This window comes from Rhizobium sp. GR12 (genome assembly GCF_036596185.1).
Taxonomy (GTDB): Bacteria; Pseudomonadota; Alphaproteobacteria; order Rhizobiales; family Rhizobiaceae; genus Agrobacterium; species Agrobacterium nepotum.
The window spans coordinates 24,337-48,600 of sequence record NZ_JASXTH010000012.1 but is presented as its reverse complement, the minus strand read 5'-3'; the positions used below and the strand labels follow the sequence as shown (position 1 = coordinate 48,600).

The following is a 24,264-nucleotide window of genomic DNA, read 5'->3' as shown; positions in this document are numbered from 1 at the left end:
CATGACAAATCCCGGTTTGCAAATCAAATCCCTCATCACCGATCCCCTGACCATTGCGATCGGCGCATCGTTCTTCCTGCTGCTGGTCGGCGAATTATTGTCACCGGGCTTTGCTCAAGGATCGCAGATCGTGCGGCTGCTGACGATTGCGGCCATTCTCGGCATCGTCGCAGCGGGTCAGAACCTCGTGATTCTCGGCGGACGGGAGGGCATCGATCTATCCGTCGGCGCGATGATATCGCTTGGTGCCGTCCTTGCCGGCAACATGATGAACGGCCAGAACACGGGCATTCCGCTCGCCATATTGGTCGCAGGCGGCATCCCCTTCCTGATCGGCCTCATCAACGGTCTCGGCATCACCTTCGTGCGCATTCCGCCGCTGGTCATGACACTCGGCATGACGGCGGTCATCCAGGGCGGGCTGGTGGTCTATTCGCAGGGCGTTCCATCAGGTGCGGCCGCACCGCTTTTGGCGGGCTTCATCAACCGTCCGCTCGTTTTCGGCATTCCCGGCGTTCTCTTCGTCTGGCTCGGCATTGCCGCGATCATGCTGTTCGTGCTGCGCAGAACGGCGTTCGGCTTCTCCATTTACGCCATCGGCTCCAATGAGCGGGCGGCAACTCTTGTCGGATTGCCCGTGTCTTTGATCCGCACGCTGCTTTACGGCCTGTCCGGCCTGTTTGCCGGGCTGACCGGGGTTTGCGTGATCGGTTATACCGGCACGTCGTTCATTTCCGTCGGCGACCAATATGTTCTTCCGTCGATCATCGCGGTCGTCATCGGCGGCACTTCGCTTGCCGGCGGTGCCGGCGGATATATCGGAACCATGGCCGGGGCAGTTGCGCTCACCATTCTGCAAAGCGTACTGATAACGCTCAACCTCGATGTATGGGCCCGGCAGATCATATTCGGTGTCACGTTACTTGCGCTGATGCTGCTTTATGGCCGCCAAAAGCAGTTGCGTGTGTGATAGATGAGCAAAGACCAAGGTTCGAATATCAGGGAAGTTGCAGCTCTCGCGGGCGTTTCGATCGCGACCGTGTCACGGGCGCTGCAACAACCCGACAAAGTCCGCCCGGAAACAAGGAAAAAGGTTTTCGATGCCGTCCGGCAGGCGAACTTTGTTCCCAACGCCCAGGCCGCAAGCTTCCGGCGTCAATCCAACAACACCGTCATTCTTCTCGTTCGCGATATCGGCAACCCCTTTTATCTCGAAATCTATAAGGGCGTGGAGGAAGCGGCGGGTGAAGCGGGCTTCAAGGTCTTGATGGGCGACGCCCGCAATGACGAGAACCGCGTGGCGACCCATATCGACATGGTCCGGCAGAAACATGCCGACGGCCTCATCCTGATGACCGGCCAGTTCCCGGCTGAGCTTCTCGATCAGGGCGACGCGTTGCCGCCGATTGTCATCGCCTCGGAAACAGTGCCTGGCCTCGCATTGCCCACCGTCAAGGTGGACAACCGCGCAGCCTCCCAAAACGCCGTACGCCACCTTATCGAGGCGCGACATGAGAGGATCGTGCACCTTGCAGGTCCCTTCCCGGAAAGTCTCGCGCAGGAACGTTTCGAAGGTTATCGCGATGCGCTTGCCGAAGCCGGCATCGGCTATTCCGACGAACTCGTTGTGACTGGCGATTACAGCATCGAAGCCGGCCGCCGGGCGATTGGCAGCCTTCTCGAAAACGGCATTTCCTTTACCGCGATCTTCGCATCGAGCGACCAGATGGCAATTGGCGCCATCAGCGAGTTGCGTGGACGCGGGATTTCGGTTCCGGCCGACGTCTCCGTCATCGGCTTCGACGATATCATTTTCGCCAATGCCTTCGAACCGCCGCTGACGACAGTGCGCCAGCCCCGGCAGGAGATGGGCCGGAAAGCCATGGCGCTGATGGTCGACCGGTTGAACGGCAAACGCACGGCCGAAACCATCGTGCTGGACACGGAACTGGTGGTGCGCGGCTCCGTCGCGCCCTGCCGCTCGCCGCACCGGTAAAATGAACTGTGAATGCCCGAATTGGGAATGTAAGGAGCGTACGGATATGAAGACGATCAAAGGACCCGCGATTTTCCTCGCGCAATTTGTCGGGGACAAAGCACCCTTCGACACGCTCGACAATCTCGGCCAATGGGCGGCTTCCCTCGGTTACAAGGGCATTCAGTTACCGACCGACCCCAAGCTCTTCGATCTTGAAAAAGCCGCCGCTTCCAAGACCTATTGCGACGACATCAAGGGCCGTCTGGCCGAGATGGGCATCGAAATCACCGAGCTTTCGACCCATATTCAGGGCCAACTCGTCGCCGTTCACCCCGCCTATGACGAGATGTTCGATGGTTTCGCGCCGGCCGAACTGCGTAGCAAACCGCAGGCGCGGCAGGAATGGGCCGTCAATCAGCTGAAGTGCGCGGCGAAAGCCTCCCAGCATCTGGGTCTGAAAAGCCATGCGAGTTTTTCCGGCGCGCTTGCCTGGCCGTTTGTCTATCCTTGGCCGCAACGTCCGGCCGGCCTTGTCGAACTGGCCTTTGCGGAACTGGGCAAGCGCTGGACACCCATTCTCGATACCTTCGAGGAGAATGGCGTCGATCTCTGTTACGAGCTGCATCCGGGCGAAGATCTGCATGACGGCGTCACCTTCGAGCGCTTTCTCGAGGTCACCGGCAATCACCCGCGCGCCAATATTCTGTACGATCCGTCCCACTTCGTGCTTCAGGCGATGGATTATCTTGACTTCATCGACATCTATCACGAGCGCATCCGTGCGTTTCACGTCAAGGATGCCGAGTTCAATCCGACAGGCCGTTCCGGCGTCTATGGCGGTTATCAAGGCTGGGTCGACCGGCCGGGACGTTTCCGGTCGCTCGGCGACGGGCATGTCGATTTCGGCGCGGTGTTTTCCAAACTCACGCAATACGACTTCGATGGCTGGGCCGTGCTGGAATGGGAATGCGCGCTGAAACACCCGGAAGACGGGGCGCGCGAAGGCGTCGGCTTCATTGAAAATCACATCATCCGCGTGACCGAGCGGGCTTTCGACGATTTCGCCAAAAGCGGCGTCGATGATGCCGCCAATCGTCGCCTTCTCGGTCTGTGAAAGGGATAGCCATGTCTTCCGCAACAGCAAAATTTAATTGCCGCCGCATTCGTCTCGGCATGGTGGGCGGCGGTCAGGGTGCCTTTATCGGCGCGGTGCATCGCATTGCGGCGCGGCTGGACGACCGTTACGAACTGGTGGCGGGCGCGCTTTCTTCCGACCCGGCACGCGCCAGCGCCTCGGCAACCCTGCTCGGCATTGCGCCTGAGCGCTCCTATGCTTCGTTTCAGGAAATGGCGGCGGCCGAAGCCGGACGTGAAGACGGTATCGAGGCGGTGGCCATCGTCACCCCCAACCACCTGCATTTCGCCCCGTCCAAGGCGTTTCTCGAAGCCGGCATTCATGTCATCTGCGACAAGCCCGTCACCGCGACGATCGAAGAGGCCAAAGATCTGGCCAAGATCGTCAGGGCGTCCGACCGGCTGTTCATCCTGACGCATAATTACACCGGCTACGCCATGTTGCGGCAGATGCGGGAGATGGTTGCTGATGGAGCCATCGGCAAGCTGCGCCATGTCCAGGCGGAATATGCGCAGGACTGGTTGACCGAAGCGGTCGAAAAGACCGGCGCGAAGGGCGCGGAATGGCGCACCGATCCGAGCCGATCCGGCGCGGGCGGGGCGATCGGCGACATCGGCACGCATGCCTTCAATGCCGCCGCTTTCGTCACCGGTGAAATCCCCAATAGCCTTTACGCCGATCTGACGTCGTTCGTTCCGGGACGGCAACTGGATGACAGCGCCAATATCCTGCTGCGTTACGAAAGCGGCGCGAAAGGCATGCTCTGGGCAAGCCAGATCGCGGTCGGCAATGAAAACGCCCTTTCGCTGCGCGTTTACGGCGACAAGGGCGGACTTGAATGGCACCACCGGGTGCCGGACGAACTGTGGTTCACACCTTATGGGGAGCCGAAGCGGCTGATTACGCGCAATGGCGCGGGTGCCGGGGCTGCGGCCAACCGCGTCAGCCGCGTGCCATCCGGGCACCCGGAAGGATATCTCGAAGGTTTTGCGACGATCTACCGCGAAGCCGCAGATGCAATCATCGCCAAAAGGGAGGAAAAAACAGCCGCCGGGGATGTGATTTATCCCGGCATAGAGGACGGCCTTGCGGGTCTCGCATTCATCGATGCGGCCGTTCGGTCCAGCCTGACCTCGTCCTGGGTAGGGATCGATATCTAGATCGCTGGATATCGGAGACTGACGACGCAGGGGCATCGGAGGTTGTGCCCAGCAATGCCCGGCTAAGCAGTCGGCAAAGGCAAGGGCAAGCGTGTCGTCACATTGATCAAACGGAAAGGGAGTTACGCGTTTGAAAACGTTCAAGTCAAAATTCGCGAAGATGGCATTCGTCGCCGGACTGGCGGCCGGTATCGCAAACCCGGTTTTTGCCGATGACAGCAAGACGCTGCCGATTGCCGCTCAGATGTACACACTTCGCAACGCCGGAACGCTTGAGGAGCAACTTGCCATTCTCAACCGCGCGGGCGTCTCGGCCGTGGAAACGGTGGATATGCAGAAGGTCAGCGCCAGCGAGCTGAACGCGCTTCTCGAAAAGCACAAGATCAAGGTCATTTCCTCGCATGTGCCGATCGACAAGCTGCGCGGAAATCTCGATGACGTTATCACCGAGCAGAAGGCTGTGGGCAATCCGGTCGTGACCGTACCTTTCCTCAAGCCGGAACAGCGCCCGACTGACGCCGCAGGCTGGACCGCCTTCGGTAAAGAGCTTGGTGGATATGCCGACAAGCTTTCGACGGCAGGTATCGCCATGGCTTACCACAACCATGATTTTGAAATGGTCAAGTTCGACGGCAAGACGGCGCTTGAGTTGCTGCTCGACGCTGCTGGCCCGAAACTGCAAGCCGAACTCGATGTCGCCTGGGTGGCGCGCAGCGGCAATGATGCGGCCCAGTTCCTCGGCACGTTGAAAGGCCGGGTTTTCGCAATCCACGCCAAGGATAATGCGCCGACGGGCACGGCGGAAAACGAGCGCGGTTTTGCAACGCTCGGCACCGGTGTTCTCGACTGGAAGGCAATTCTGCCGGCGGCCAAACATGCCGGCGCACAGTGGTTCATCCTTGAACACGACCTTCCGCTCGATGCCGAAGCGGTTGTGACCAAAGGCAACGCGTTCCTCAAAGAACGCCTCCCGACAATTCAGTAAAACCGAAACCGCTCCCCGACGGTCGGTCCGCCGGGGAGCACAAGGTTCGAAAGATATAGACCCAGTTTCCGCCGCGTCGCGACGGGAAGTGTTTCGTCTTGTCGACTTTTTACCCAAGTACCAATCGGAGGAGTTATCATGGCAAACAATCACTACGATGCGATTGTCGTCGGCTCAGGCATAAGTGGAGGCTGGGCCGCAAAGGAACTCACGGAAAAAGGCCTGAAGGTGCTGCTGCTGGAGCGCGGCAGAAACATCGAGCATATCACCGACTATCAGAACGCGGATAAGGAAGCCTGGGATTATCCCCACCGCAACCGCGCCACGCAGGAGATGAAGGCGAAATATCCGGTTCTCAGCCGCGACTATCTGTTGGAAGAGGCCACGCTTGGCATGTGGGCCGACGAACAGGAAACGCCCTATATCGAGGAAAAGCGTTTCGACTGGTTCCGTGGTTATCACGTCGGCGGCCGTTCGCTTTTGTGGGGACGCCAGACCTATCGTTGGTCGCAGACCGATTTCGAGGCCAATGCCAAAGAAGGCATCGCCGTCGACTGGCCTATCCGCTATCAGGATATCTCTCCGTGGTATGACTATGTCGAGCGCTTCGCCGGCATTTCCGGCAGCCGCGAGGGGCTGGATATCCTCCCTGATGGTGAATTTCTTCCGCCCATTCCTCTCAATTGCGTGGAAGAGGATGTGGCCCGCCGGCTGAAATCCGCCTTCAAGGGCACGCGCCACCTCATCAATTCGCGTTGCGCCAACATCACGCAGGAACTTCCCGATCAGGACCGTACACGCTGCCAGTTCCGCAACAAGTGTCGGTTGGGCTGTCCATTCGGCGGCTATTTCAGCACGCAGGCATCGACCCTGCCTGCGGCGGTCGCCACCGGCAATCTCACGCTCCGGCCTTTCTCCATCGTGAAGGAAGTCCTTTACGACAAGGACAAGAAGAAGGCGCGCGGCGTCGAGATCATCGATGCTGAGACCAACCTCACCTATGAATACACCGCCGATGTGATCTTCCTCAACGCCTCGACACTGAACTCGACATGGGTGTTGATGAATTCGGCCACCGATGTCTGGGAAGGCGGGCTTGGAAGCAGCTCTGGCGAACTCGGCCATAATGTGATGGACCACCATTTCCGCATGGGCGCCACCGGCGAGGTGGAAGGTTTTGAGGAGTTCTATTTCAAGGGCCGGCGCCCGGCGGGCTTCTATATTCCGCGCTTCCGCAACACCGGCGACGACAAGCGGAAATATCTGCGCGGTTTCGGTTACCAGGGATCTGCCAGCCGCACACGCTGGGAGCGGGAAATCGCCGAACTCAACATCGGAGCCGACTACAAGGATGCACTGACCGAGCCGGGCGGCTGGACCATCGGCATGACCGCCTTCGGTGAAATGCTGCCCTATCACGAGAACCGCGTGAAACTGGACCACGACAAGAAGGACAAATGGGGCCTGCCGGTCCTGTCGATGAATGTCGAGATGAAGCAGAACGAACTCGATATGCGCGAAGACATGGTCAATGACGCCGTCGAGATGTTCGAAGCGGTCGGCATCAAGAACGTCAAGCCCAACAAGGGCAGCTACGCACCCGGCATGGGCATTCACGAAATGGGCACGGCCCGCATGGGGCGCGATCCGAAAACCTCCGTGCTCAACGGCAACAATCAGGTCTGGGATGCGCCCAATGTCTTCGTGACCGACGGCGCCTGCATGACCTCGGCTGCCTGCGTCAACCCGTCGCTCACGTATATGGCGCTGACGGCGCGTGCCGCCGAATTCGCCGTTTCCGAACTCAAGAAGGGGAACCTGTGATGAACAGACGCGATCTGCTGAAACTGATAGCCATTGCAACCGGCCTTCCCCTGATCGGCGCGGACGTGGTCACGGCTGCGGAAAATGCCGCCAAGCCCGCCGGCGAGGCCCACGCCTTCAGCCCCGAAGATATCCGGCTTCTGGACGAGGTAGCGGAAACGATCATTCCCCGCACATCCACGCCGGGTGCGAAGGATGCCGCCGTCGGCGCATTCATGGCCTTATATGTCGCCGATTGTTATACCGACGAGCAGCGGAAACTCTTCCTGTCCGCAATGGCGGAGATCGAAAACCGCAGCCAGGCGGAGCACAAGAAGGCCTTTCTGGAGCTGACGCCGCAGGAACGGCAGACGCTGATTTCCGCACTGGATAAAAAAGCCCGGGCGGAACAGACGCCGACCGCCCCGCAGGCTTTCACGCTCGTCAAGCAATTGACATTGCTCGGCTTCTTTACCTCGAAGATCGGTGCGACCGAAGTTCTCGTTTACGACGAGATCCCCGGCGGCTTCGAAACCTGCGTTCCTTATAAGAAGGGTACGCCTGCCTGGGGCACGACCTGAATTCAGATCGAGCCGACCCGCCCGCTTCTGCGGGCGGGTTGCGTTCATGCGGCAAGACAAAGGATGACAAAATGCGCAAGAGAATAATCATTATGGCGGCAATGCTGGCAACCAGCGCCATTCCCGCACTGGCGGAGGGTGATCTGGTCAAGGGGGAAGCGGTCTTCAAGCGCTGTTCCGCCTGTCACGCCATCGGCGAGGGTGCGAAAAACAAGGTCGGCCCGCAGCTCAACGGGATCATCGGCCGTGCGGCGGGCGGCGCTGCCGACTACAACTATTCAACCGCGATGAAAAAGGCCGGCGAGGACGGACAGGTGTGGACGGCCGCAGAATTGCGGGATTTCCTGAGTGCGCCCAAGAAGAAGATACCTGGAAACAAAATGGCCTCGACTGGCGTCAGCAAACCTGAAGAGCTGGACAATCTCATCGCCTATATCGAAAGTGCGGCTTCGAAACCGGCCGAATGAAATAGCCGCAAAAACGGTAAATCCACAGAACCGAAATTGAGCAAATATCACTCTATCCGGGGGGCGATATTCCATGCTTGAACACATCGGATTTCAGTGCGTCGACAACGATCTTGAACGCCGGAGAGTTCTGCCGACGGCTCGGGTAATACAGATAGTAGCCCGGAAACATCGGGCACCAATCATCCAGAAGCTGGATGAGCCGGCCCGAAGCGGTTTCATCCACGACAAGGCTTTCCGGCACATAGGCTATGCCGTATCCGCCAACCGCCGCATCGATCATGGCGTAGGAGGTGTTGAAAATTAGCTGCCCGTCGACGCGGACGCGGACCTCCCTGCCATCTTTTTCGAACTCCCATGCATAAAGGCCGCCAGCCCGCGCTTGCCGATGGTTGATGCAGTCATGACCGATCAGCTCCTGGGGCGTCTCTGGAGCTATTCGCCTCGCGAGATATTCAGGAGAGGCGACCGCGACCAAACGCCAGTCGGGACCGATCCGGACCGCGATCATGTCCTTGTCGACACTCTCACCCAGACGCACGCCTGCATCGAACTTCTCTTCCACGATGTTTCGAAACCCATTGTCGGTGTTCAATTCGACTTTGATATCAGGATACTGGCGCAGGACAGGGCGTAGTTTCGGCCACACAACACTTTCCTGGGCGTAATCCGACAGAGTTATCCTGACGGTGCCCGATGGCTTGTCCCTGATCTCCATGAGTTCATCAATCTCGGCTTCAAGCTCCTCGATCCGGGGTGCAAGCGAACGGATCAATCTCTCTCCAGCTTCCGTTGGCGAAACGCTACGCGTGGTGCGCGTGAGAAGCCTCAATCCCAACCGCGTCTCAAGCTTTTTAATGGTGTGGCTGATCGTTGATTGTGAGGTGCCGAGCTTTGCCGCCGCCTTGGTGAAGCTGCGCTCCTCTGCGACGGCCAGAAACCACAGCATATCGTTCAGGTCTTCCCTTTTCATGACGTCTCCTGAGACTGTCGATTAATATCATAGATCGATAAGTACAAGAGGATTGCAATAGCTAATCGCGAAACGCCGATCAGCGTATGTTGCGGTCATGACATACCAAGCTCAAACACGATCCGAAGACATTGCCCTTGTTCATGCTGACGTTGTTCATGAAACGTCAACTCAGGCCGGGGAGCCGGTGGTGGCCTGGGGAGCGGTTTTCTCCCTGGCGCTGTGCGTCGCGGTCCTCATTGCCTCAGAATTCATGCCGGTCGCCCTGCTCTCTCCGATCGCCACGGATCTTGGCGTCACAGAGGGACATGCCGGCCAGGCGATTTCGATCTCGGGGATATTTGCCGTGTTGACCAGCCTCTTCGTTGCTGGGTTCACGCGTCGGATCGACCGTCGGGTCGTCGTGACATCTTTTTCACTGTTCCTGATCGTATCGGGAACGGTCGTCACTTTCGCGCCGAATTATCCCGTATTGATGATCGGTCGGGCCGTGCTGGGCATCGCAATCGGCGGATTCTGGTCGATGTCCACGGCAGTGGTGATGCGGCTTGTCCCCGAGAATTCTGTTCCCAAGGCGCTAGCGATGCTGAACGCGGGTAACGCCATTGCAGTGACAATCTCCGCACCGCTCGGCAGCTTTCTTGGAAGCTATATCGGCTGGCGCGGCGCCTTTTTTGCGGTCGTTCCGCTCGCACTTCTAGCTCTTATCTGGCAGTGGATCAGCCTTCCCTCGCTCCCTCCGAAACGCAGCGAAGACTCTACGAACGTTTTCAAGCTACTCGCTCGCCCGCAGGTCGCCATCGGCATGGCTTCCATCACGCTGCTATTCATGGGTCAGTTCGCGCTCTTCACCTATCTTCGGCCATTTCTGGAGACTGTCACTGCGGTCTCGATTCCGACACTCTCGCTCCTGCTTCTATCGATGGGCCTGGCGGGGATCGCCGGAACGTATCTCGTCAGCCGTCTGCTTCAGAAACGCCTGTTCAGCATTCTGGGCGTAATTCCCCTGATCATGGCCCTGATCTCCGTTGGCCTGATCGTGTTCGGTTCGTCCATCGCCGCCACGTCTATGTTGCTGTTCATGTGGGGGCTTTTCGGTACGGCCGCTCCCGTTGGCTGGGGCACCTGGCTGGCCAGAACGATGCCCGACGACGCGGAAGCGGGTGGCGGGCTTCAGGTAGCAACAATCCAGCTCGCCATCACGCTGGGCGCGTCGCTCGGTGGCATCCTGTTCGACAGCATGGGCTGGTGGACTGCCTTCCTGTTCGCCGCAGTCCTCCTGACAGGCTCGTCCCTTCTCGCCATTGCCGCATGGCGTTCGGCACGCCTCTGAAAACTCAGCGTTCCCTCCGGATCATTTCAATCGAAGCACCACTCAAGGAGACATGTAGATGACCAACAAACCAGACATAGACAACGCAAATCCCTATAACATCGGCATCGACCGCCGCCGCCTACTCAAGATGACCGGCGCCGGTGTAGCCGCACTCGGAGCGATGTCCATTTTCGACACCTCGAATGCAAAGGCTCAGGACATGTCCAACGGCGCGGCCAATTTTTACACCAGTGACAGGGTAACCCTAGAGAAGGTCATCTTCAAAACCCAGTACCAGACGAATGTCGCCGGCAACATCTTCCTCCCAAAGAACATAGATCAGACGGCAAAGAACCGGGCAATCATCGTCGGACACCCGATGGGAGCGGTGAAGGAACAGAGCGCAAACCTCTATGCCACCAAGATGGCGGAGCAGGGTTTTGTCGCGATGTCGATCGACCTGCCCTTCTGGGGAGAAAGCGAGGGGCAGTCCCGCAATCTGGTGTCGCCGGAAATCTATGCCGAAGCATTCAGCGCGGGCGTCGATTTCCTCGGTTCACATTCTTTCGTGGATCGACAGAATATCGGCGCGATCGGCGTATGCGGCAGTGGTAGCTTCGTCATCAGCGCCGCCAAGATCGATCCGCGTATCAAAGCGGTTGCAACGGTTAGCATGTATGACATGGGTTCGGCATTTCGCAACGCCCTCAACAAGTCCCAGAGCGTCGCGCAACGCAAGCAGTTCATAGCCTCGGCTGCCGAGCAGCGCTGGGCTGAGACGGACGGGGCGGAAATTCAGTATGTCGGCGGTACGACGCTCGAATTGACCGCCGACACTGATCCGGTACAGCGCGAATTCTTCGATTTCTACCGCACGCCCCGCGGCGAGTTTACACCGACTGGCGCGACACCACGGACAACGACAAAGCCGACCATGAGCAGCGTCGTCAAGTTCGCGAACTTTTACCCCTTCAATGACATCGAGACGATCTCCCCGCGCCCGATGCTGTTCATCTCCGGCGACCAGGCCCACTCAAAGGAGTTCAGCGAAGACGCCTACAATCGGGCTTCGGAACCCAAGGAACTGGTCTGGGTCAAGGGAGCGGGCCATGTCGATCTCTACGACCGGGTGGATCTTATCCCGTTCGACAAGCTGAAAAACTTTTTCGATCAGCACCTCGCGTAACAAAACACCCGTGAGCTTGCCGGCGCTTCTAATGGCGCCGGTATCGCCAGCCATATGTCTCGTGCCGCAGGCGGCTCACTACGCCACGTCCTGCCTTGGATCGACCGGTAAAATCATGGTCTTGGCAAAAATGGGTGACGCATGAAAGGTTTCGTAGAGACAACATTCGTGGCGGCTTTAATATCACTTCAGACTGGAGTATCCGCATTGGCGCAGGACCGCGTTCTGATTTCCTCCGACTGGGGTAACGTTACTGCCGAACTGGCTGACAACGCGGCCGCTCGTGCCCTTGTCGCATTGTTGCCGTTGACGATTGAGATGGACGATCATCTGCGTCAGGAAAAGACCGGCGACCTGCCCTCCGCCTTACCGTCCGCTCCGCGCCAGCGCGAGTTCTCCATTGGTACGCTCGGCCTCTGGAGTTCGGGCGATTTCGTCATCTACTACCGTGATGGACGCGTGCCGCAGCCTGGCATCGTGATCTTGGGTCATATCCCCAGTGATGCCTCGATCTTTGATCGACCCGGCAAGGTCACCATCAGAATAGAAAAACCGCGCTAATAATCGATAGCGGCAGGGGAACCGTGGCAATCCTGCCCGCCTCGAACCAGCTTTGGGCCTGGAGGCAAATTACCCTTTTGTCTCGCGCCTTTACGTAATATCCCTGTCTTACGCGTGCGGGCCCGGTTTTCCGCAAAGATGTAAAGACCCATTGGAGATACTCCGTGAAACGGCACCTCGGCTTTATGACACTGCTCTCTCTTTCGCTGACCTTTCCTGCGTTCGTTTGCGCCGAAGACAATGTCGCACAGCCACACCCGATGACGATTACCGACATTGCCGGACGGCGTGTAGAGGTCAACGTCCCTGTTCAGCACATGCTGCTTGGAGAAGGCCGCCAGCTCTATCTGATCGCCTCCCTCGATAAAGAGAACCCGTTTCAGCGTATCGTCGCCTGGCGCAACGATCTGATCGATGCCGATCCCGCGACCTACAAACAATATCTCGACAAATTCCCGGCGCTCGCGAAACTGCCCACCTTCAAAGGTCATGAAGGCAGCCTTATCGATATCGAATCCGCCGTCGTCCAGAAACCGGACGTCGTCCTTCTCAATCTCGAGGCCAAACAGGCAAATGAGGAGGCACAATACGTCGAGAAGTTAGCATCACTGGATATTCCAGTGCTCTATGTCGATTTCCGCCATTCTCCCTTGAAAAACACCGATCCGACAATCCGGATTCTCGGCAAGATCATGGGGCGCGAAGAGAGGGCGGAGGAAGTCATTGCATTCAGAAAGCAGGCAATGAAGCGGGTGGAGAGCGTTCTGGAGCAGGCCAAGCCAGACCGCCCCAAAGTGTTTATCGAGCGCATCGGCGGATATTCCGACGATTGCTGCCTGACCTTTGGCGCCGAAAACTTCGGAAAATACGTTGAGCTGGCCGGTGGCAAAAACATCGGAAGCGAATTCCTGCCGTCGACCTTTGGGCAACTCAATCCTGAACAGGTGGTCGTGTCCAATCCCGATCAGGTGATCGTTACAAGCGCCGACTGGCAGGCTTACGTGCCGGGAGGGCGCTGGATTCCCTTAGGGCCGGGTGCAGATATCAACCAGGCACGTAAAAAACTGGAATGGTATCCGACGCGCGATGCCTACACAGGCACAACTGCGCAGATGACGAATAGCTTTCATGGCATCTGGCACCAGTTTTATAACAGTCCCTACGAATTCATCGCCATCCAGTGGATTGCCAAATGGCTTCATCCGGACCTGTTTGCCGACCTTGATCCCGATCAGACATTCGCTGAGTACCACAGGAAGTTTCTGCCGATCGAGTACAAACCTGGCTATGCCGTCAGCTTCGACGCCTCCACGAAATAACGGCGCTTCGCGTGATGCGGTTATTGGTCATCAGGCAGTAGCTCCGGTCTTCGCGTTTGCGACGGTGTCAGGACCGGTTTCACCTGCGAGCAACAACAAGGTGTAACCGATCCCAGCTTTACGTTCTCAAAAATCGGTAGTCATGGAGATCTTGAACGTGCGCGGCGCGCCCTGCGCGATCGTGCTGTAACTTGCCACGCCCGACCAGTAATCCTTGTCGAAGACGTTTTCGACGGAGGCGCGGACTGTTACCGGCCTATTCTCGATTTCCGTCTTGTAGCGTGCGCCCAGATCCAGTCGCGTCCAGGACGGGATTTTCAGGCTGTTGGCCGCGTTGATATACTGTTCTCCGGTATGGATCACATTGGCCGAAACAGTGAACCCCTCAAGAAACGGCGTATCCCATTCCATGCCAATGTTCGCCTGGACGGAGGGAACCCCAACGGGCTTGTTTCCGAGGGTTTGCGAATTTGATGTTTTCGTCAGCGCACCGTCGATCAGCATCAGCCCGCCGAGCAGGTGAACATCGTCCGTGACCTCCCCGAAGGCATTAAACTCAAGTCCCCGATTGCGCTGCTCGCCTCCCGCCGAGAACAGGAGGCCTCCGCTCGTCGGCTCCAGTTGACCAAAGGGCTTTTCGATCTGGAACGCACTGATCGTCATCCCAACCTGACCAAAGTCGAACTTCGTGCCGATCTCGTATTGGGTGGTGCGGTACGGAGCGAGCGTTTCACCGGAATTGACCGCAGTAATTGGCGCCGTGTCGCCAATGCTGAGCCCCTCGGCGTAGTTTGCATAGAAGGAAACGGCATCCCAGGGCCGGACGACAATACCCACCAACGGCGTGACTGCATCCTCATCCGACGAGGAGGAAACCGTACCCGTGGCCGTATTGAAGTTCTTCGAATCGATCTGCTGAAGGCGGCCGCCGACGGTCAGTTGCAATCGTTCATCCAGCATCGACAGGGTGTCGGATAACGCAATGCCCGAGAGCGTGCTTTCCGATACTCTTGGCACGGAGCTCGGATTGGCCACGAACTGCTCAACCCGGCTTACCGGATCATACATGTTGCTGAGATCGGTCGTTCCAGACACGATGGCACGGTCGAGGCCCTGTTTTAGATAACTCGCCTGCAGGGTCATGACATGCGCAATCGGACCGGTATCGAACTTCCCCCTCAGACCAGTTTCCGCCGTTAGCCTATCGACATCGAAGACGCCATTTTGCGGCATGGTGCTGATGTCGCCGGCGGAGTTGAGGATGGTGGGCAGGCCGAACAGGCGATGGACATGGGAGGTGCCGCCGCCCACCGCGCTGAACCAGGTGACATCATCGGTCAGATCATACTCGAATCGTCCAAGAACCGACCGGTCCGTGCTTTTCGACCACTCCCACGACTGCTGTACGTTCAACGAACCGTCAGGCGCACTCGGGATCGCCGCAAGGCGGCTTCCTGGGTAGAACGGACGCGATAACGCATCATATTTTTCATATTGCCCGATAACATCGAGCGTGGCTCTAAGGTTCTCTCCTTCGTAGTCCAGGGCCAGCGAACCCAGAAAGAAGTTTCGGTCCTGATCGTCGATCGGCGTGTCGCCACCGTGAACGCTGCCATTGAACCGGACACCGAACTGGCGCTCATCGCCGAAACGACGGGACAGGTCGAGATGAACCCCACCCTGCACCTCCGAAGCGTAGTCAGTGGTCACCCGTGTCAGGTCCTGATCGCCAGCGCGCTTCGGAACGATATTGATGGTGCCGCCGACAGCACTGTTGGGTGAAATGCCATAGAGGAACGCCGTCGGGCCCTTCAGCACCTCGATACGTTCGGCATAATCAGTGAAAACGCGGTAGGTCGGTGCAACCCCGTAAACACCGTCAAACGCGATCTCCCCGAAGTTGCCTTCACCGATCGGGAACCCCCTAATGTAAAAGGAGTCCAGCATTCCGCCGGATGAGTGAGTATTTCGGACAGATGGATCATTATCCATTACCTCGCCGACGGTCCGGGCGCCCTGATCCTCAATCTTCTGCGACGTGTAGGCCGTGGCATTGAATGGAATATCCATAAAATCCCGGTCCCCGAGTATGCCAAGTCGCATACCTTTTGCGACCTGGCCGCCCGCATACTCGTCCGGCAATGTCCCGATCGTGGACGTTTCGTCCTTATCACCTGCAATGATAATTGGTTTAAGTTGGATCGTGTCTTCGGCGGAGGCCGTCTCACTGACCAAAATCGCCAACGCGATCGCGCATCCCATGCGGGTATTCATAGCAAATCCTCGATAAAATTGCCGATCGCAGGCTTCGGTTGATTCGAGACCTCACGCTTCGATCAAAGCCGAGTAAATAACATGATTAAAAAAGTCAATTTTGATTCAGCGCTAGGGTTGTGCGTGGTTGTCAGTCGCGGTCTGGGCTTGGGTCGTCGCCGTCAGTTAGGTTGGCTCACTATGTCACAGTCCGCTCATGATCATTTTCCCGACCGCCAGCTCGCTCGCGAAATAGCCGCTGTATCTGGGCAAGCTATCCGACATATCCAGCAGGCGACGGTGATAGAATATATCCATCCGAGCCGGCGGGAGCTGGGCCTCAGCCCCAAAATTATACGCTGGAATGAACACCACCTTGAACGGCCCGACGCCCGCAACCTCCACAACGGGCTTGCCGCAGGTCCGGCAGAGCCCGCGGTCGAAGTTCGGCGGCGAACGGTATTTCTTGAATGAGACATTGTCGGCGTTCTTCAACGTCACATCCTTGGCGCGAACGGCGACCACATCCGCGAATGGTTTGCCGTTGAACGCCTGGCAAATCAGGCAGTGGCATCGGAACCTTGCTTTCGGTTCGGCATGCACCTCGAAAGAGCAGGCAGTGCATTCGCAGGAACCGCGCAGCGGCAGCGATGTGTAGGTGGTCATGTTCGGATGCTCCTGAGCTTGGCTTGATGACGGCACGCCGGTTATCGAAGCATCATCTTGAGGATGATATCGATCGGCTGTCTGAACGGGGCATGGAGCAGGCTGGAAAGATTCCAGCGACCCTGCTCATAAATCCCCTTGGCGTGGCTGAGGGTACGGAAGCCCTCAATGCCATGGTAAGCACCCATGCCACTGGCCCCGACGCCGCCGAAGGGCAAGTCATCCTGAGCGATGTGCATGATCGTGCCGTTGATGGTGACGTTGCCTGAGGTTGTTCGGCTCAGCACCATGCGTCGATCTTCATCATCGGCACCGAAATAATAAAGCGCGAGCGGCCGAGGCCGGGCGTTTACATAGGCAACCGCATCGGCGATGTCGCGGTAGGGAAATACCGGCAGAACCGGGCCGAAAATCTCTTCGTGAGCGATGCGCATGATATCTGTCACGCCGAATACGACGGTTGGCGCCAGCGTGTTGCGGCGAGTGGATGCATCGCCGGGCCGATTACCAACCTCGATGATCTGCGCACCCTTGGCTCTGGCGTCCTCGATCAGGCTCTGGAGCCGGGCGTGGTGCCGCTCATTGATGACGGAAGTATAGTGTTCGCTCGTCGGCCCGTCCGCATAGAAAGACGCGACTTTCCGGCCATACGTCTCGATGAACGGCTCGACGTCGTTTTCGTGGACGAGTGCATAGTCAGGGGCGATGCACGTCTGCCCGGCGTTCAGCAGCTTGCCGAAAGCAATCGACGCCGCCGCTTGGTCGAGGGAATGGCCTTTGGCGACAATGACCGGCGATTTGCCGCCCAGTTCAAGTGTGACCGGTACGAGGTTGTCGCTCGCAGCCTTCATCACAGCCCGCCCCACCGCAGTGCTGCCGGTGAAGACGAGATAGTCAAACGGCAGGGCCGCGAATGCCGCCCCTACCGCCGCATCACCGTTCGCGATCGCGAACTGCTCTTCGGAAAAAATCTCACCGAACGTTTTTGCGAGCAGCGCATTCGTCACGGGCGTGAACTCGGAAGGCTTCAACATCACCCGGTTGCCGGCGGCGATGGCGGTTGCGACCGGCATCAGCGCCAGGTTCACCGGATAGTTCCACGGCGACATCACGCCGACGACGCCAAGCGGCTGATACTCAATGCGGGCATTGCCCATCCGCATGTGCAGAGCAACGTGACGGCGGGAAGGCGCCATGAATTTGCGAAGGTTGCGGATCAGATATTTCGTTCCCTCCGCGACCCCACCAACCTCCATGATCGCCGTCTCATACCTAGAGCGATGTCCAAAGTCGGCATTGATGGCGTCTTCGATCGCTTTGCGGTGCCCGATTATCGTGGACCTGAACTTCGACAGATCAGCGCGTCGTTGCGCCAGCGACGGCGCTCCGTCACGCAGGAAGGCAGCACGCTGGTCGGCGAGAAGACTGCCTAACCGATCAGGGGCGGTCAATTTGTCGATTGCGTTCATGGTCCACTCCAATGTAGACAAAAGAAACTTATGCGCTTGAGATAGGCGCATAAGTAGTCACTGTCAACAATGTAGTCGAAAGAAACTTCGAGGCACCATGCAGGACACCCCAAACCGCCCCTATCATCATGGTGATCTGCGTCGCGCAGTTATCGAGACGGCATTGGATATGCTTCAGGAGGAGAAGAACTGGCAGTTCACGCTGCGGGAAGTCGCCCGCCGGGCTGGCGTAAGCCACGCTGCACCCTACAAGCACTTTCCGGACAAGGCCGCGCTCCTTGCAGAGATTGCAATGATTGGTTTCGACCGGCTGCGGGAGTCTCTATCGGCCGCCAAGCCTGAAGCGCCCCAGTCCCTCCGCGACGAAATCACGCCTGTGGCTCACGCCTATGTCGCGTTCGGGATGGACAACCCTGCCCTCTACCGCCTGATGTTCAGCGCTGGAGAGGAAAAAATCGCGGGAATGCATCTCAATGAGCGAGCGCTTGCGGTCTTCGATCAGGCGCTCGAAATCCTTCGACGAGGCCAGGCCGCGGGGCGCATTCGCAAACGGCCGATAGAAGGCCAGGCGGCGACCTTGTGGGGGCTCATCCACGGCATGACCATGCTTGCGATCGATGGGCTTCTGGTGCCTGAGAAAGTTGGATTTTCCCCTTTGGATTCGGCCTTGAGCACATTGGTGGAAGGTTTGGAGAATACAGCACCAGAAGACTAGCTCCGCATGCAGGAATACCCGCACCCAGTCGACTGCCGCTCAGATCAGCCTATCTCTTTCAGTGGCCAGACTTCAACGACGCCGTGCGCCACCGCGCAGGGAACGTGCGAAACCTTTTCAATAGCTTCGGCTAAGTCTGCGGCTTCTATGATGGCAAAACCGGCGATCGGCAAGGCGGACGACATGAACGGCCCATCGCGGGTTTCCATGCCACGGGCCTCTGGATTGCGGACCTGCACCGGCGGACCGGCAATCCCGATCACCGCGCCTTCGAATCGCAATTTCGCATCCTGGTTATGGGCGGCGTCCCTGACGGGGCCGGGCGTGCGCTCGTAGTCCGCCGGATCTCCATATCCGATTGTGATGAACTTGGGCATGGTGTCGTCTCCTTTCAGGGAATGTGGAGGCCTTGAGAATTGCCAGTCAACGGCTACGACCTGAAGCCGGTTCCGCGAACGGGAACCAAACCGCGCCTTTGAGGTTAAGAGAAATTCGTTTTCCAGCGGCAGCGGCGCCATCGGAAAATTCGTTCTCATCCAGTGACTGAAAGCCGAAGGGAACCGATCATGCAAGATCACGACCATAGTGGACAGGAGAACATGGGCAGACGCCCATACGCGATGTTCGCCGTCAACATGCTCCTCAGTCTTGTTGTCATGTACTTCGTCATGTTCTCCATGATCGACGGATGGGGCGATTTCCGGAACAACCTCAACATGCTCTACATGGCGCTGACGATGGTTGCGCCGATGGGCATCATCATGCTTGCCACCATGGGCGGCATGTACAGGAACAACAGGTTAAACGCACTCATATATGCCGGTCTGGCAATCCTGTTTGTGGCCGCCTTCGCCGGAACGCGCACGCAGGCTTTCATAGACGATAGACAGTTCATCGCCTCGATGATCCCGCATCATTCCGGTGCAATCCTCATGTGCGAAGACGCGGATCTCCAGGACCAGGAACTCGTCGCATTATGCTCGCAAATTTCGCGCGGCCAGCGTGAGGAAATCGAGCAGATGAATGCCATTCAGGCCCGTCTTAACTGACCGCCTCCAACGCGGCACGGCCGCCGAACCATTCCGCTGAACCTTTGTTCCCATTTGATCGGCGTCTTTCGCGTCACAGCCGTGATGACGCCTGCCGCACGATCTTTTCGCGGGACACATTCCTTTTCCCACCGAAGGTGGCATCGATATGCGGCCGGACCCCGCCTTCTACAGGCGCCTTCCGAGTGCTGTGGTCAGTATGTCGGCAAAGCCGCGCCCGGCGCTGCCGTCCTCATCAAGGCGCGGATTATAGATGGTGATTTCGATGCCGACTGCCTTGCCGCTCGCCAGGGCGACCTGCAGCGCGGTCCCGAGTTCCTCCCACGACAACCCGCCCGGCACGCGGAAATCGACAGCCGGCATGATGGCGTCGTCGAGGCAATCGGCGTCGAGATGGATGAAAAAGCCGTCCAGTTCCTCTCGCGTCAGGTGGTCGACCGCTTCACGTACGGCGGCCTCGATGCCTTTCGCACGCAAGGCGGGAAGGTCGATCGCCTTGAGTTCACTGGGAAGCGGTTGGCTTTCGTATTCCTCCTGATCCTTATGATCGCGGTACGCGAAGGCGACCGCGTCCTGGGATCGGACCAGAGGACCACGATCTTCGATGTTGGTTAGGAGCGACGGGCCATAGCCGGTGACCAGGGCAAGGTCCATCGAGGCGCCCTCGCCGTTGGGCTCCGCCTCCGGCTGAAAGAAATCAGCGTTGCCATCGATGAAAAGCAGACCGTAGCGGCCACGCCGTCGAAACGCGAGCATCGAGCCCAGCACGATCGTGCAATCTCCACCGAGTACTATCGGAAATTCACCCGTATCGAGCACCGCTTCCACCGCGTCGGCAAGCTTGGGTGACCACGCCGCGATTGCTCCTGCATTCAGGACGCCGGTCTCGGGATCGGGAGCCGGATCCTTTGGAGGCACCGCCAGCCGCCCGGCGCGGCGCGCATGGATGCGCTCCGCGAGCCCGAGGCTCAAGAGCCGGTCGGGCAAGTGCTCCACACCATCGGTCGCCAGGCCTAGCGTGGAGGGAGCTTCGAGAATTGCATAGGGAAGGGTCTGCATGCGCGCCTCCATCAGCGGCTATTTCGCAGAATAAGTCACGGCCTCGATCTTGTGACCGTCCGGATCGCGAACGAAGGCGCCGTAATAGTTGGCATCATAGTTTGGCCGCAGCCCCGGAGGGCCATCGTCGCTGCCACCGTATTTTAATGCCGCCGCGTAAAATCGATCGACCATCGAACGATCCTCGGCGGCAAAAGCGATATGACTGCCATTGCCGACAGTCGCTGGTTTTCCATCGATCGGCACCTGAACGCTGAAGTGAAACGTGCCGCTTCCGTAGCCCAGTCCTCCCTCGTCCTCGGCCATCGGCACTATGCCGACGATCGGCAAAACGGCATCGTAGAAGCGCTTTGAACGCCCGACATCATTTGTCCCTACCGAAACATGGTGGATCACACCGTCCTCCGTTCCAATTTCGCACCGTAACGGCTGCCTCCGATCATTGTTCCCTTGACGCAACGAAGCCTCGTGCTATCCACCGAACGGATAGGTTTCCGGCATGCCGCGACGGTGCTTGGGAAAGAATCGCCTGACTGTAGTGGCTCCGCAACTCGGTGTCGGAAACATGTCACGGAAACTCCAGCTCTCCGCCCGCCATACACGATGAGACAGCAGCGCTCAGCCGACGCAATCAGCCGGTCGAAGGCACGGTTTCAGCCCTTGCCGCCGAAGGCCGGAAAACGCTCAGCATCGATCGACATAACGATTTCCGTCGCGGTCGCGATAATAGCAGCGGCCGGGTTGTCCTGCTACATTTCCGATCAAGGCGCCGGATACACCCCCCACGGCCGCACCGACCGCGGCGCCGCGAACGTTGCCCGTCGCCACACCGCCGACGACGGCGCCCGTGGCGGCACCGATCCCGGCACCCTTTTCCGTCGATGTGCAAGCTGTCAGACCCAACCCTACGCATCCGATAATGAGAAACTTGTGCATTTGAACCTCCATTCCAGTTTGCTCCCGATAAAAGACTCCTTCGGGCCACCAAGGCGACGCGACAGGCCGAGTGTTGGCTTCGGCCGGACCGTCACGGTGAAGTCATCGAACCAAGTCCACTGCCCAAAGTTCCGAAGTAATTGAAGGTCGACTCAAATCGGTCGGGCACTCTCTCGCAAATGAGCGTGAACCGAACAGACGGCACATCTGCAACTGAGGGCGATCGCAAACACTTTATGATTCCACCTTCTTGCCACCCTTGATGAAGTCGATGAAGGCACGGAGAGGTGCCGGCACCAGCCGGCGGCCGGGATAATAGAGATAGGGGCCTGAGAAGCTCAGCCACCACGGCTCCAGCAGGGGCTCGAGTGCGCCGCTTGCCAGATGCGGCTCCAGCCAATCCTCGAAGAGATAGACGATACCCATACCGGCAATGGCAGCGCTGACACCAAGATCCGTGCCGCCGCCCGATTGTACGAGGAGTTGGCCCGGCGGATCGATGACCACCGTCTCGCCGCCGCGTTCGAATTCCCAGGACGTGACGGCCCGACCGGCGAAACGACCTCGAATGCAGGCATGCCCAAGCAGGTCTCGCGGATGGTTGGGACGCCCCTGCACAGCAAGATATTGCGGTGCTGCGGCAAGGGCAAAGCGCTGTGTGCGAGGTCCGATTGGCACCGCGATCATGTCCTGTTCAAGCCGCTCGTCATACCGGATACCCGCATCGCAACCGGCGGAAATGATGTCGACAAAATTCTCGTCGGTGACGATTTCCAAGCGAATATCCGGATAGGCAGCGAGAAACGGTGGAACGATGCCCGGCAGGACCAGCCGGGCGGCACTGACCGGGACGTTGAGCTTCAGCGAGCCTGCCACCCGATCGCGATCGCTATTGACCTGATCGAGGGCCGAGTGGATTTCCGCAAAGGCGGGATCCAGTCGTCGAAGCAGTTCACTGCCGGCTTCGGTTGGCAGAACGCTGCGGGTGGTGCGATTGAGAAGGCGTATCCCAAGCTCATTTTCCAGGCGCTTGATCGCATCGCTGAGCGCCGACGAACTAATGCCACTGGCACGCGCTGCCTGACGAAAGCCACGAGCACGAGCAACCAACAGGAACGCACTGATATCGTTGAAGTCTGGCATATGGCACCTCCCGCCGACATTGGATTGTCCATATTTCCGGACAGGCTGTCCTGACTATAGCCAATTGTGACTTCAATTCCATCAACTCTATATTGGAGGCAGACAACGGGAGAAATCAAATGACAGCACTCAACCACGCTGGGACCTTCCCACTTGCTGGCCGCAACATCAGGCGGATGGGCTACGGGGCCATGCAGTTAGCCGGTAAAGGGGTCTTCGGCCCGCCAAAAGATCGCGATGAAGCGGTCGCAGTACTGCGAGAGGCAGTGGACAACGGCATCAATCATATCGACACGAGCGATTTCTATGGGCCGCACATTACCAATCAGATCATTCGCGAGGCGCTGCATCCCTATCCTGATGATCTCCTGATCGTCACAAAGATCGGCGCGACCCGCGGTGCCGACGCCTCCTGGAACCCGGCCTTCTCGAAAAAGGAACTAACCCAGGCAGTGCACGATAATCTTCGCAATCTTGGTGTGGAGGCGCTGGATGTCGTCAACCTGCGGGCGATGTTCGACGTGCACGGTCCCGCCGAAGGATCGCTCGAAGCGCCCCTTGCGGTACTGGCAGATCTGCAACGGCAGGGACTGATCCGGCATATCGGTCTGTCGAACGTCACAGCCCGGCAGATTACGGACGCTGGAAAGATGGTGGAGATCGTTTGCGTGCAGAACCAATATAATCTGGCGCATCGACAGGACGATGCCCTGATAGACGTGCTCGCAACGCGGGGCATCGCCTATGTTCCATTCTTTCCGCTCGGAGGCTTTTCTCCGCTGCAATCGACGGTGCTCTCAGATGTCGCCACGCGCCTGGACGCCTCGCCGCTACAGGTAGCGCTCGCCTGGCTTCTGAAACGGTCAGCCAATATCCTGCTTATTCCCGGCACGTCTTCGCGAGTGCATCTGCGCCAGAACCTTGCGGCCGCATCCCTCGATCTCCCGGATAGCGCCATGACTGCTCTTGCGACGATCGCCGATTGAATCTGGATTGACGGTTGTCGCTTTAGCCTGAGCCGAGGTGTCAGGTACTCAGAACCTCCAGACGAGATCGCCGCGCACTCCGTGCGCCTGTACGGCGGACGATATTTGCCCGGAATAGGAAACGCCCAGTGTTACGGCCTTCGTCAGGGAATAATCGATACCTGCCTCAACGATGAAAGCATCCCTTGCCAGCGGAGAACCCTCCACCGAAAAGGCCGATCCTCTGGTGAATGTCAGTTCGGTTTCAGGCGAGACATCCCCGAAAGCATGCCGCCATCCCAGCATACCGCGCGCCGTCAGCCTCGAATTGTCGCCTGTGGGAATATCGCCCTGAACACGCACGCCCAGCGTCGTGAAAAGATTATCGTCATTTCCGCTTTGTGACTTCGGCCCAGCTGAACCGTCTTCGCCGATGCCCTCGGTTTGCAGATGCACGTAAGCCAGGTTCGCAAAAGGCTCGAAGCCTGCGGCTCGGTTTGTCGATCGTTCGGCGCACCGCAGATCTGCTTGGGCATCCCTTGAAGA

25 protein-coding genes are annotated in these 24,264 nt (G+C 58.4%); 15 read left to right on the top strand and 10 right to left on the bottom strand.

The genetic code is table 11. The features are described from left to right. Position 1: 1 nt before the first annotated feature. The 8 genes from QSK43_RS20335 (at position 2) to QSK43_RS20300 (ending at position 8,109) form a co-directional block, all read left to right on the top strand. Complete coding sequence (locus QSK43_RS20335) at positions 2 to 970, top strand: ABC transporter permease (RefSeq protein ID WP_332304990.1); 969 nt, start codon at positions 2 to 4, stop codon at positions 968 to 970. Positions 971 to 973: 3 nt separating this feature from the next. Continuing rightward, a complete protein-coding gene (locus tag QSK43_RS20330; RefSeq protein WP_332304989.1) occupies positions 974 to 1,996 on the top strand; it encodes a LacI family DNA-binding transcriptional regulator in 1,023 nt (340 codons plus the stop codon). Positions 1,997 to 2,042: 46 nt separating this feature from the next. Then, positions 2,043 to 3,092: a sugar phosphate isomerase/epimerase family protein gene (locus QSK43_RS20325; protein ID WP_332304988.1), complete on the top strand. Its 1,050-nt coding sequence runs from the start codon at positions 2,043 to 2,045 to the stop codon at positions 3,090 to 3,092. 11 nt (positions 3,093 to 3,103) lie between these two features. Then, complete coding sequence (locus QSK43_RS20320; RefSeq protein WP_332304987.1) at positions 3,104 to 4,273, top strand: Gfo/Idh/MocA family protein; 1,170 nt, start codon at positions 3,104 to 3,106, stop codon at positions 4,271 to 4,273. A 130-nt stretch (positions 4,274 to 4,403) separates the two neighbouring features. Further along, positions 4,404 to 5,258, top strand: a complete 855-nt coding sequence (locus QSK43_RS20315; protein WP_332304986.1) for a sugar phosphate isomerase/epimerase family protein — start codon at positions 4,404 to 4,406, stop codon at positions 5,256 to 5,258. Positions 5,259 to 5,396: 138 nt separating this feature from the next. Beyond that, complete coding sequence (locus QSK43_RS20310; RefSeq protein WP_332304985.1) at positions 5,397 to 7,082, top strand: GMC family oxidoreductase; 1,686 nt, start codon at positions 5,397 to 5,399, stop codon at positions 7,080 to 7,082. After that, the gene (locus tag QSK43_RS20305; protein WP_332304984.1) at positions 7,082 to 7,642 is read left to right on the top strand and encodes a gluconate 2-dehydrogenase subunit 3 family protein; all 561 of its coding nucleotides are present in this window, start codon (positions 7,082 to 7,084) and stop codon (positions 7,640 to 7,642) included. The genes QSK43_RS20310 and QSK43_RS20305 overlap by 1 nt, the downstream gene beginning before the upstream one ends. A gap of 71 nt (positions 7,643 to 7,713) precedes the next feature. Further along, a complete protein-coding gene (locus QSK43_RS20300) occupies positions 7,714 to 8,109 on the top strand; it encodes a c-type cytochrome (protein ID WP_332304983.1) in 396 nt (131 codons plus the stop codon). 52 nt (positions 8,110 to 8,161) lie between these two features. Here the strand turns inward: QSK43_RS20300 and QSK43_RS20295 are convergent, their stop codons facing one another. Further along, positions 8,162 to 9,082, bottom strand: coding sequence for a LysR family transcriptional regulator (locus tag QSK43_RS20295; RefSeq protein ID WP_332304982.1), 921 nt, complete (start codon positions 9,080 to 9,082; stop codon positions 8,162 to 8,164). Positions 9,083 to 9,272: 190 nt separating this feature from the next. Here QSK43_RS20295 and QSK43_RS20290 point away from each other — a divergent pair, with 190 nt between their 5' ends. The 4 genes from QSK43_RS20290 (at position 9,273) to QSK43_RS20275 (ending at position 13,463) form a co-directional block, all read left to right on the top strand. Further along, on the top strand, positions 9,273 to 10,415 hold the full coding sequence (locus QSK43_RS20290) for an MFS transporter (RefSeq protein WP_332304981.1): 1,143 nt from the start codon (positions 9,273 to 9,275) through the stop codon (positions 10,413 to 10,415). A gap of 58 nt (positions 10,416 to 10,473) precedes the next feature. Continuing rightward, positions 10,474 to 11,583, top strand: a complete 1,110-nt coding sequence (locus tag QSK43_RS20285; RefSeq protein ID WP_332304980.1) for an alpha/beta hydrolase — start codon at positions 10,474 to 10,476, stop codon at positions 11,581 to 11,583. A 207-nt stretch (positions 11,584 to 11,790) separates the two neighbouring features. Further along, positions 11,791 to 12,144, top strand: coding sequence for a cyclophilin-like fold protein (locus QSK43_RS20280; RefSeq protein ID WP_332304979.1), 354 nt, complete (start codon positions 11,791 to 11,793; stop codon positions 12,142 to 12,144). 185 nt (positions 12,145 to 12,329) lie between these two features. Further along, the gene (locus QSK43_RS20275; protein WP_442967867.1) at positions 12,330 to 13,463 is read left to right on the top strand and encodes an ABC transporter substrate-binding protein; all 1,134 of its coding nucleotides are present in this window, start codon (positions 12,330 to 12,332) and stop codon (positions 13,461 to 13,463) included. Between the two features lie 126 nt (positions 13,464 to 13,589). Here the strand turns inward: QSK43_RS20275 and QSK43_RS20270 are convergent, their stop codons facing one another. The 3 genes from QSK43_RS20270 to QSK43_RS20260 form a co-directional block, all read right to left on the bottom strand. Continuing rightward, on the bottom strand, positions 13,590 to 15,737 hold the full coding sequence (locus QSK43_RS20270) for a TonB-dependent receptor (protein WP_332304977.1): 2,148 nt from the start codon (positions 15,735 to 15,737) through the stop codon (positions 13,590 to 13,592). A gap of 183 nt (positions 15,738 to 15,920) precedes the next feature. After that, on the bottom strand, positions 15,921 to 16,382 hold the full coding sequence (locus QSK43_RS20265) for a GFA family protein (protein ID WP_332304976.1): 462 nt from the start codon (positions 16,380 to 16,382) through the stop codon (positions 15,921 to 15,923). A 41-nt stretch (positions 16,383 to 16,423) separates the two neighbouring features. Next, positions 16,424 to 17,851 (bottom strand): coniferyl aldehyde dehydrogenase, encoded by a 1,428-nt coding sequence (locus QSK43_RS20260; protein ID WP_332304975.1) that lies wholly within the window; start codon positions 17,849 to 17,851, stop codon positions 16,424 to 16,426. 97 nt (positions 17,852 to 17,948) lie between these two features. On the opposite strand from QSK43_RS20260, the gene QSK43_RS20255 reads away from it, so the two are divergent. Continuing rightward, a complete protein-coding gene (locus tag QSK43_RS20255; RefSeq protein ID WP_332304974.1) occupies positions 17,949 to 18,566 on the top strand; it encodes a TetR/AcrR family transcriptional regulator in 618 nt (205 codons plus the stop codon). 44 nt (positions 18,567 to 18,610) lie between these two features. Here QSK43_RS20255 and QSK43_RS20250 read toward each other — a convergent pair whose 3' ends face one another. Next, positions 18,611 to 18,943, bottom strand: coding sequence for a YciI family protein (locus tag QSK43_RS20250; protein ID WP_332304973.1), 333 nt, complete (start codon positions 18,941 to 18,943; stop codon positions 18,611 to 18,613). Between the two features lie 222 nt (positions 18,944 to 19,165). On the opposite strand from QSK43_RS20250, the gene QSK43_RS20245 reads away from it, so the two are divergent. Next, positions 19,166 to 19,615 (top strand): DUF305 domain-containing protein, encoded by a 450-nt coding sequence (locus tag QSK43_RS20245; protein WP_200893626.1) that lies wholly within the window; start codon positions 19,166 to 19,168, stop codon positions 19,613 to 19,615. 168 nt (positions 19,616 to 19,783) lie between these two features. Here QSK43_RS20245 and QSK43_RS20240 read toward each other — a convergent pair whose 3' ends face one another. The 4 genes from QSK43_RS20240 to QSK43_RS20225 all read right to left on the bottom strand — a co-directional run bounded on the left by QSK43_RS20240 (position 19,784) and on the right by QSK43_RS20225 (position 22,753). Continuing rightward, on the bottom strand, positions 19,784 to 20,674 hold the full coding sequence (locus QSK43_RS20240; RefSeq protein WP_332304972.1) for an arginase family protein: 891 nt from the start codon (positions 20,672 to 20,674) through the stop codon (positions 19,784 to 19,786). A gap of 18 nt (positions 20,675 to 20,692) precedes the next feature. Further along, entirely contained in the window at positions 20,693 to 21,070 is a 378-nt protein-coding gene (locus tag QSK43_RS20235; protein ID WP_045020091.1) for a VOC family protein, read from the bottom strand. Between the two features lie 288 nt (positions 21,071 to 21,358). Beyond that, the gene (locus QSK43_RS20230; RefSeq protein ID WP_045020219.1) at positions 21,359 to 21,610 is read right to left on the bottom strand and encodes a glycine zipper family protein; all 252 of its coding nucleotides are present in this window, start codon (positions 21,608 to 21,610) and stop codon (positions 21,359 to 21,361) included. 234 nt (positions 21,611 to 21,844) lie between these two features. Then, the gene (locus QSK43_RS20225; protein ID WP_045020093.1) at positions 21,845 to 22,753 is read right to left on the bottom strand and encodes a LysR family transcriptional regulator; all 909 of its coding nucleotides are present in this window, start codon (positions 22,751 to 22,753) and stop codon (positions 21,845 to 21,847) included. Between the two features lie 119 nt (positions 22,754 to 22,872). On the opposite strand from QSK43_RS20225, the gene QSK43_RS20220 reads away from it, so the two are divergent. Continuing rightward, positions 22,873 to 23,739, top strand: a complete 867-nt coding sequence (locus tag QSK43_RS20220; RefSeq protein ID WP_332304971.1) for an aldo/keto reductase family oxidoreductase — start codon at positions 22,873 to 22,875, stop codon at positions 23,737 to 23,739. Between the two features lie 48 nt (positions 23,740 to 23,787). Here QSK43_RS20220 and QSK43_RS20215 read toward each other — a convergent pair whose 3' ends face one another. Beyond that, complete coding sequence (locus QSK43_RS20215; RefSeq protein ID WP_332305092.1) at positions 23,788 to 24,240, bottom strand: autotransporter outer membrane beta-barrel domain-containing protein; 453 nt, start codon at positions 24,238 to 24,240, stop codon at positions 23,788 to 23,790. Positions 24,241 to 24,264: the final 24 nt, after the last annotated feature.

What these genes read in the sequence shown, in the direction of transcription:
- QSK43_RS20220 (WP_332304971.1), top strand. Translation starts at nt 22,873, where the DNA reads ATGACAGCACTCAACCACGCTGGGACCTTCCCACTTGCTGGCCGCAAC.
- QSK43_RS20310 (WP_332304985.1), top strand. Translation starts at nt 5,397, where the DNA reads ATGGCAAACAATCACTACGATGCGATTGTCGTCGGCTCAGGCATAAGT.
- QSK43_RS20300 (WP_332304983.1), top strand. Translation starts at nt 7,714, where the DNA reads ATGCGCAAGAGAATAATCATTATGGCGGCAATGCTGGCAACCAGCGCC.
- QSK43_RS20260 (WP_332304975.1), bottom strand. Translation starts at nt 17,851, where the DNA reads ATGAACGCAATCGACAAATTGACCGCCCCTGATCGGTTAGGCAGTCTT.
- QSK43_RS20335 (WP_332304990.1), top strand. Translation starts at nt 2, where the DNA reads ATGACAAATCCCGGTTTGCAAATCAAATCCCTCATCACCGATCCCCTG.
- QSK43_RS20265 (WP_332304976.1), bottom strand. Translation starts at nt 16,382, where the DNA reads ATGACCACCTACACATCGCTGCCGCTGCGCGGTTCCTGCGAATGCACT.
- QSK43_RS20285 (WP_332304980.1), top strand. Translation starts at nt 10,474, where the DNA reads ATGACCAACAAACCAGACATAGACAACGCAAATCCCTATAACATCGGC.
- QSK43_RS20295 (WP_332304982.1), bottom strand. Translation starts at nt 9,082, where the DNA reads ATGAAAAGGGAAGACCTGAACGATATGCTGTGGTTTCTGGCCGTCGCA.
- QSK43_RS20320 (WP_332304987.1), top strand. Translation starts at nt 3,104, where the DNA reads ATGTCTTCCGCAACAGCAAAATTTAATTGCCGCCGCATTCGTCTCGGC.
- QSK43_RS20245 (WP_200893626.1), top strand. Translation starts at nt 19,166, where the DNA reads ATGGGCAGACGCCCATACGCGATGTTCGCCGTCAACATGCTCCTCAGT.
- QSK43_RS20270 (WP_332304977.1), bottom strand. Translation starts at nt 15,737, where the DNA reads ATGAATACCCGCATGGGATGCGCGATCGCGTTGGCGATTTTGGTCAGT.
- QSK43_RS20230 (WP_045020219.1), bottom strand. Translation starts at nt 21,610, where the DNA reads ATGCACAAGTTTCTCATTATCGGATGCGTAGGGTTGGGTCTGACAGCT.
- QSK43_RS20250 (WP_332304973.1), bottom strand. Translation starts at nt 18,943, where the DNA reads ATGCCCAAGTTCATCACAATCGGATATGGAGATCCGGCGGACTACGAG.
- QSK43_RS20225 (WP_045020093.1), bottom strand. Translation starts at nt 22,753, where the DNA reads ATGCCAGACTTCAACGATATCAGTGCGTTCCTGTTGGTTGCTCGTGCT.
- QSK43_RS20305 (WP_332304984.1), top strand. Translation starts at nt 7,082, where the DNA reads ATGAACAGACGCGATCTGCTGAAACTGATAGCCATTGCAACCGGCCTT.
- QSK43_RS20255 (WP_332304974.1), top strand. Translation starts at nt 17,949, where the DNA reads ATGCAGGACACCCCAAACCGCCCCTATCATCATGGTGATCTGCGTCGC.
- QSK43_RS20330 (WP_332304989.1), top strand. Translation starts at nt 974, where the DNA reads ATGAGCAAAGACCAAGGTTCGAATATCAGGGAAGTTGCAGCTCTCGCG.
- QSK43_RS20275 (WP_442967867.1), top strand. Translation starts at nt 12,330, where the DNA reads ATGACACTGCTCTCTCTTTCGCTGACCTTTCCTGCGTTCGTTTGCGCC.
- QSK43_RS20240 (WP_332304972.1), bottom strand. Translation starts at nt 20,674, where the DNA reads ATGCAGACCCTTCCCTATGCAATTCTCGAAGCTCCCTCCACGCTAGGC.
- QSK43_RS20325 (WP_332304988.1), top strand. Translation starts at nt 2,043, where the DNA reads ATGAAGACGATCAAAGGACCCGCGATTTTCCTCGCGCAATTTGTCGGG.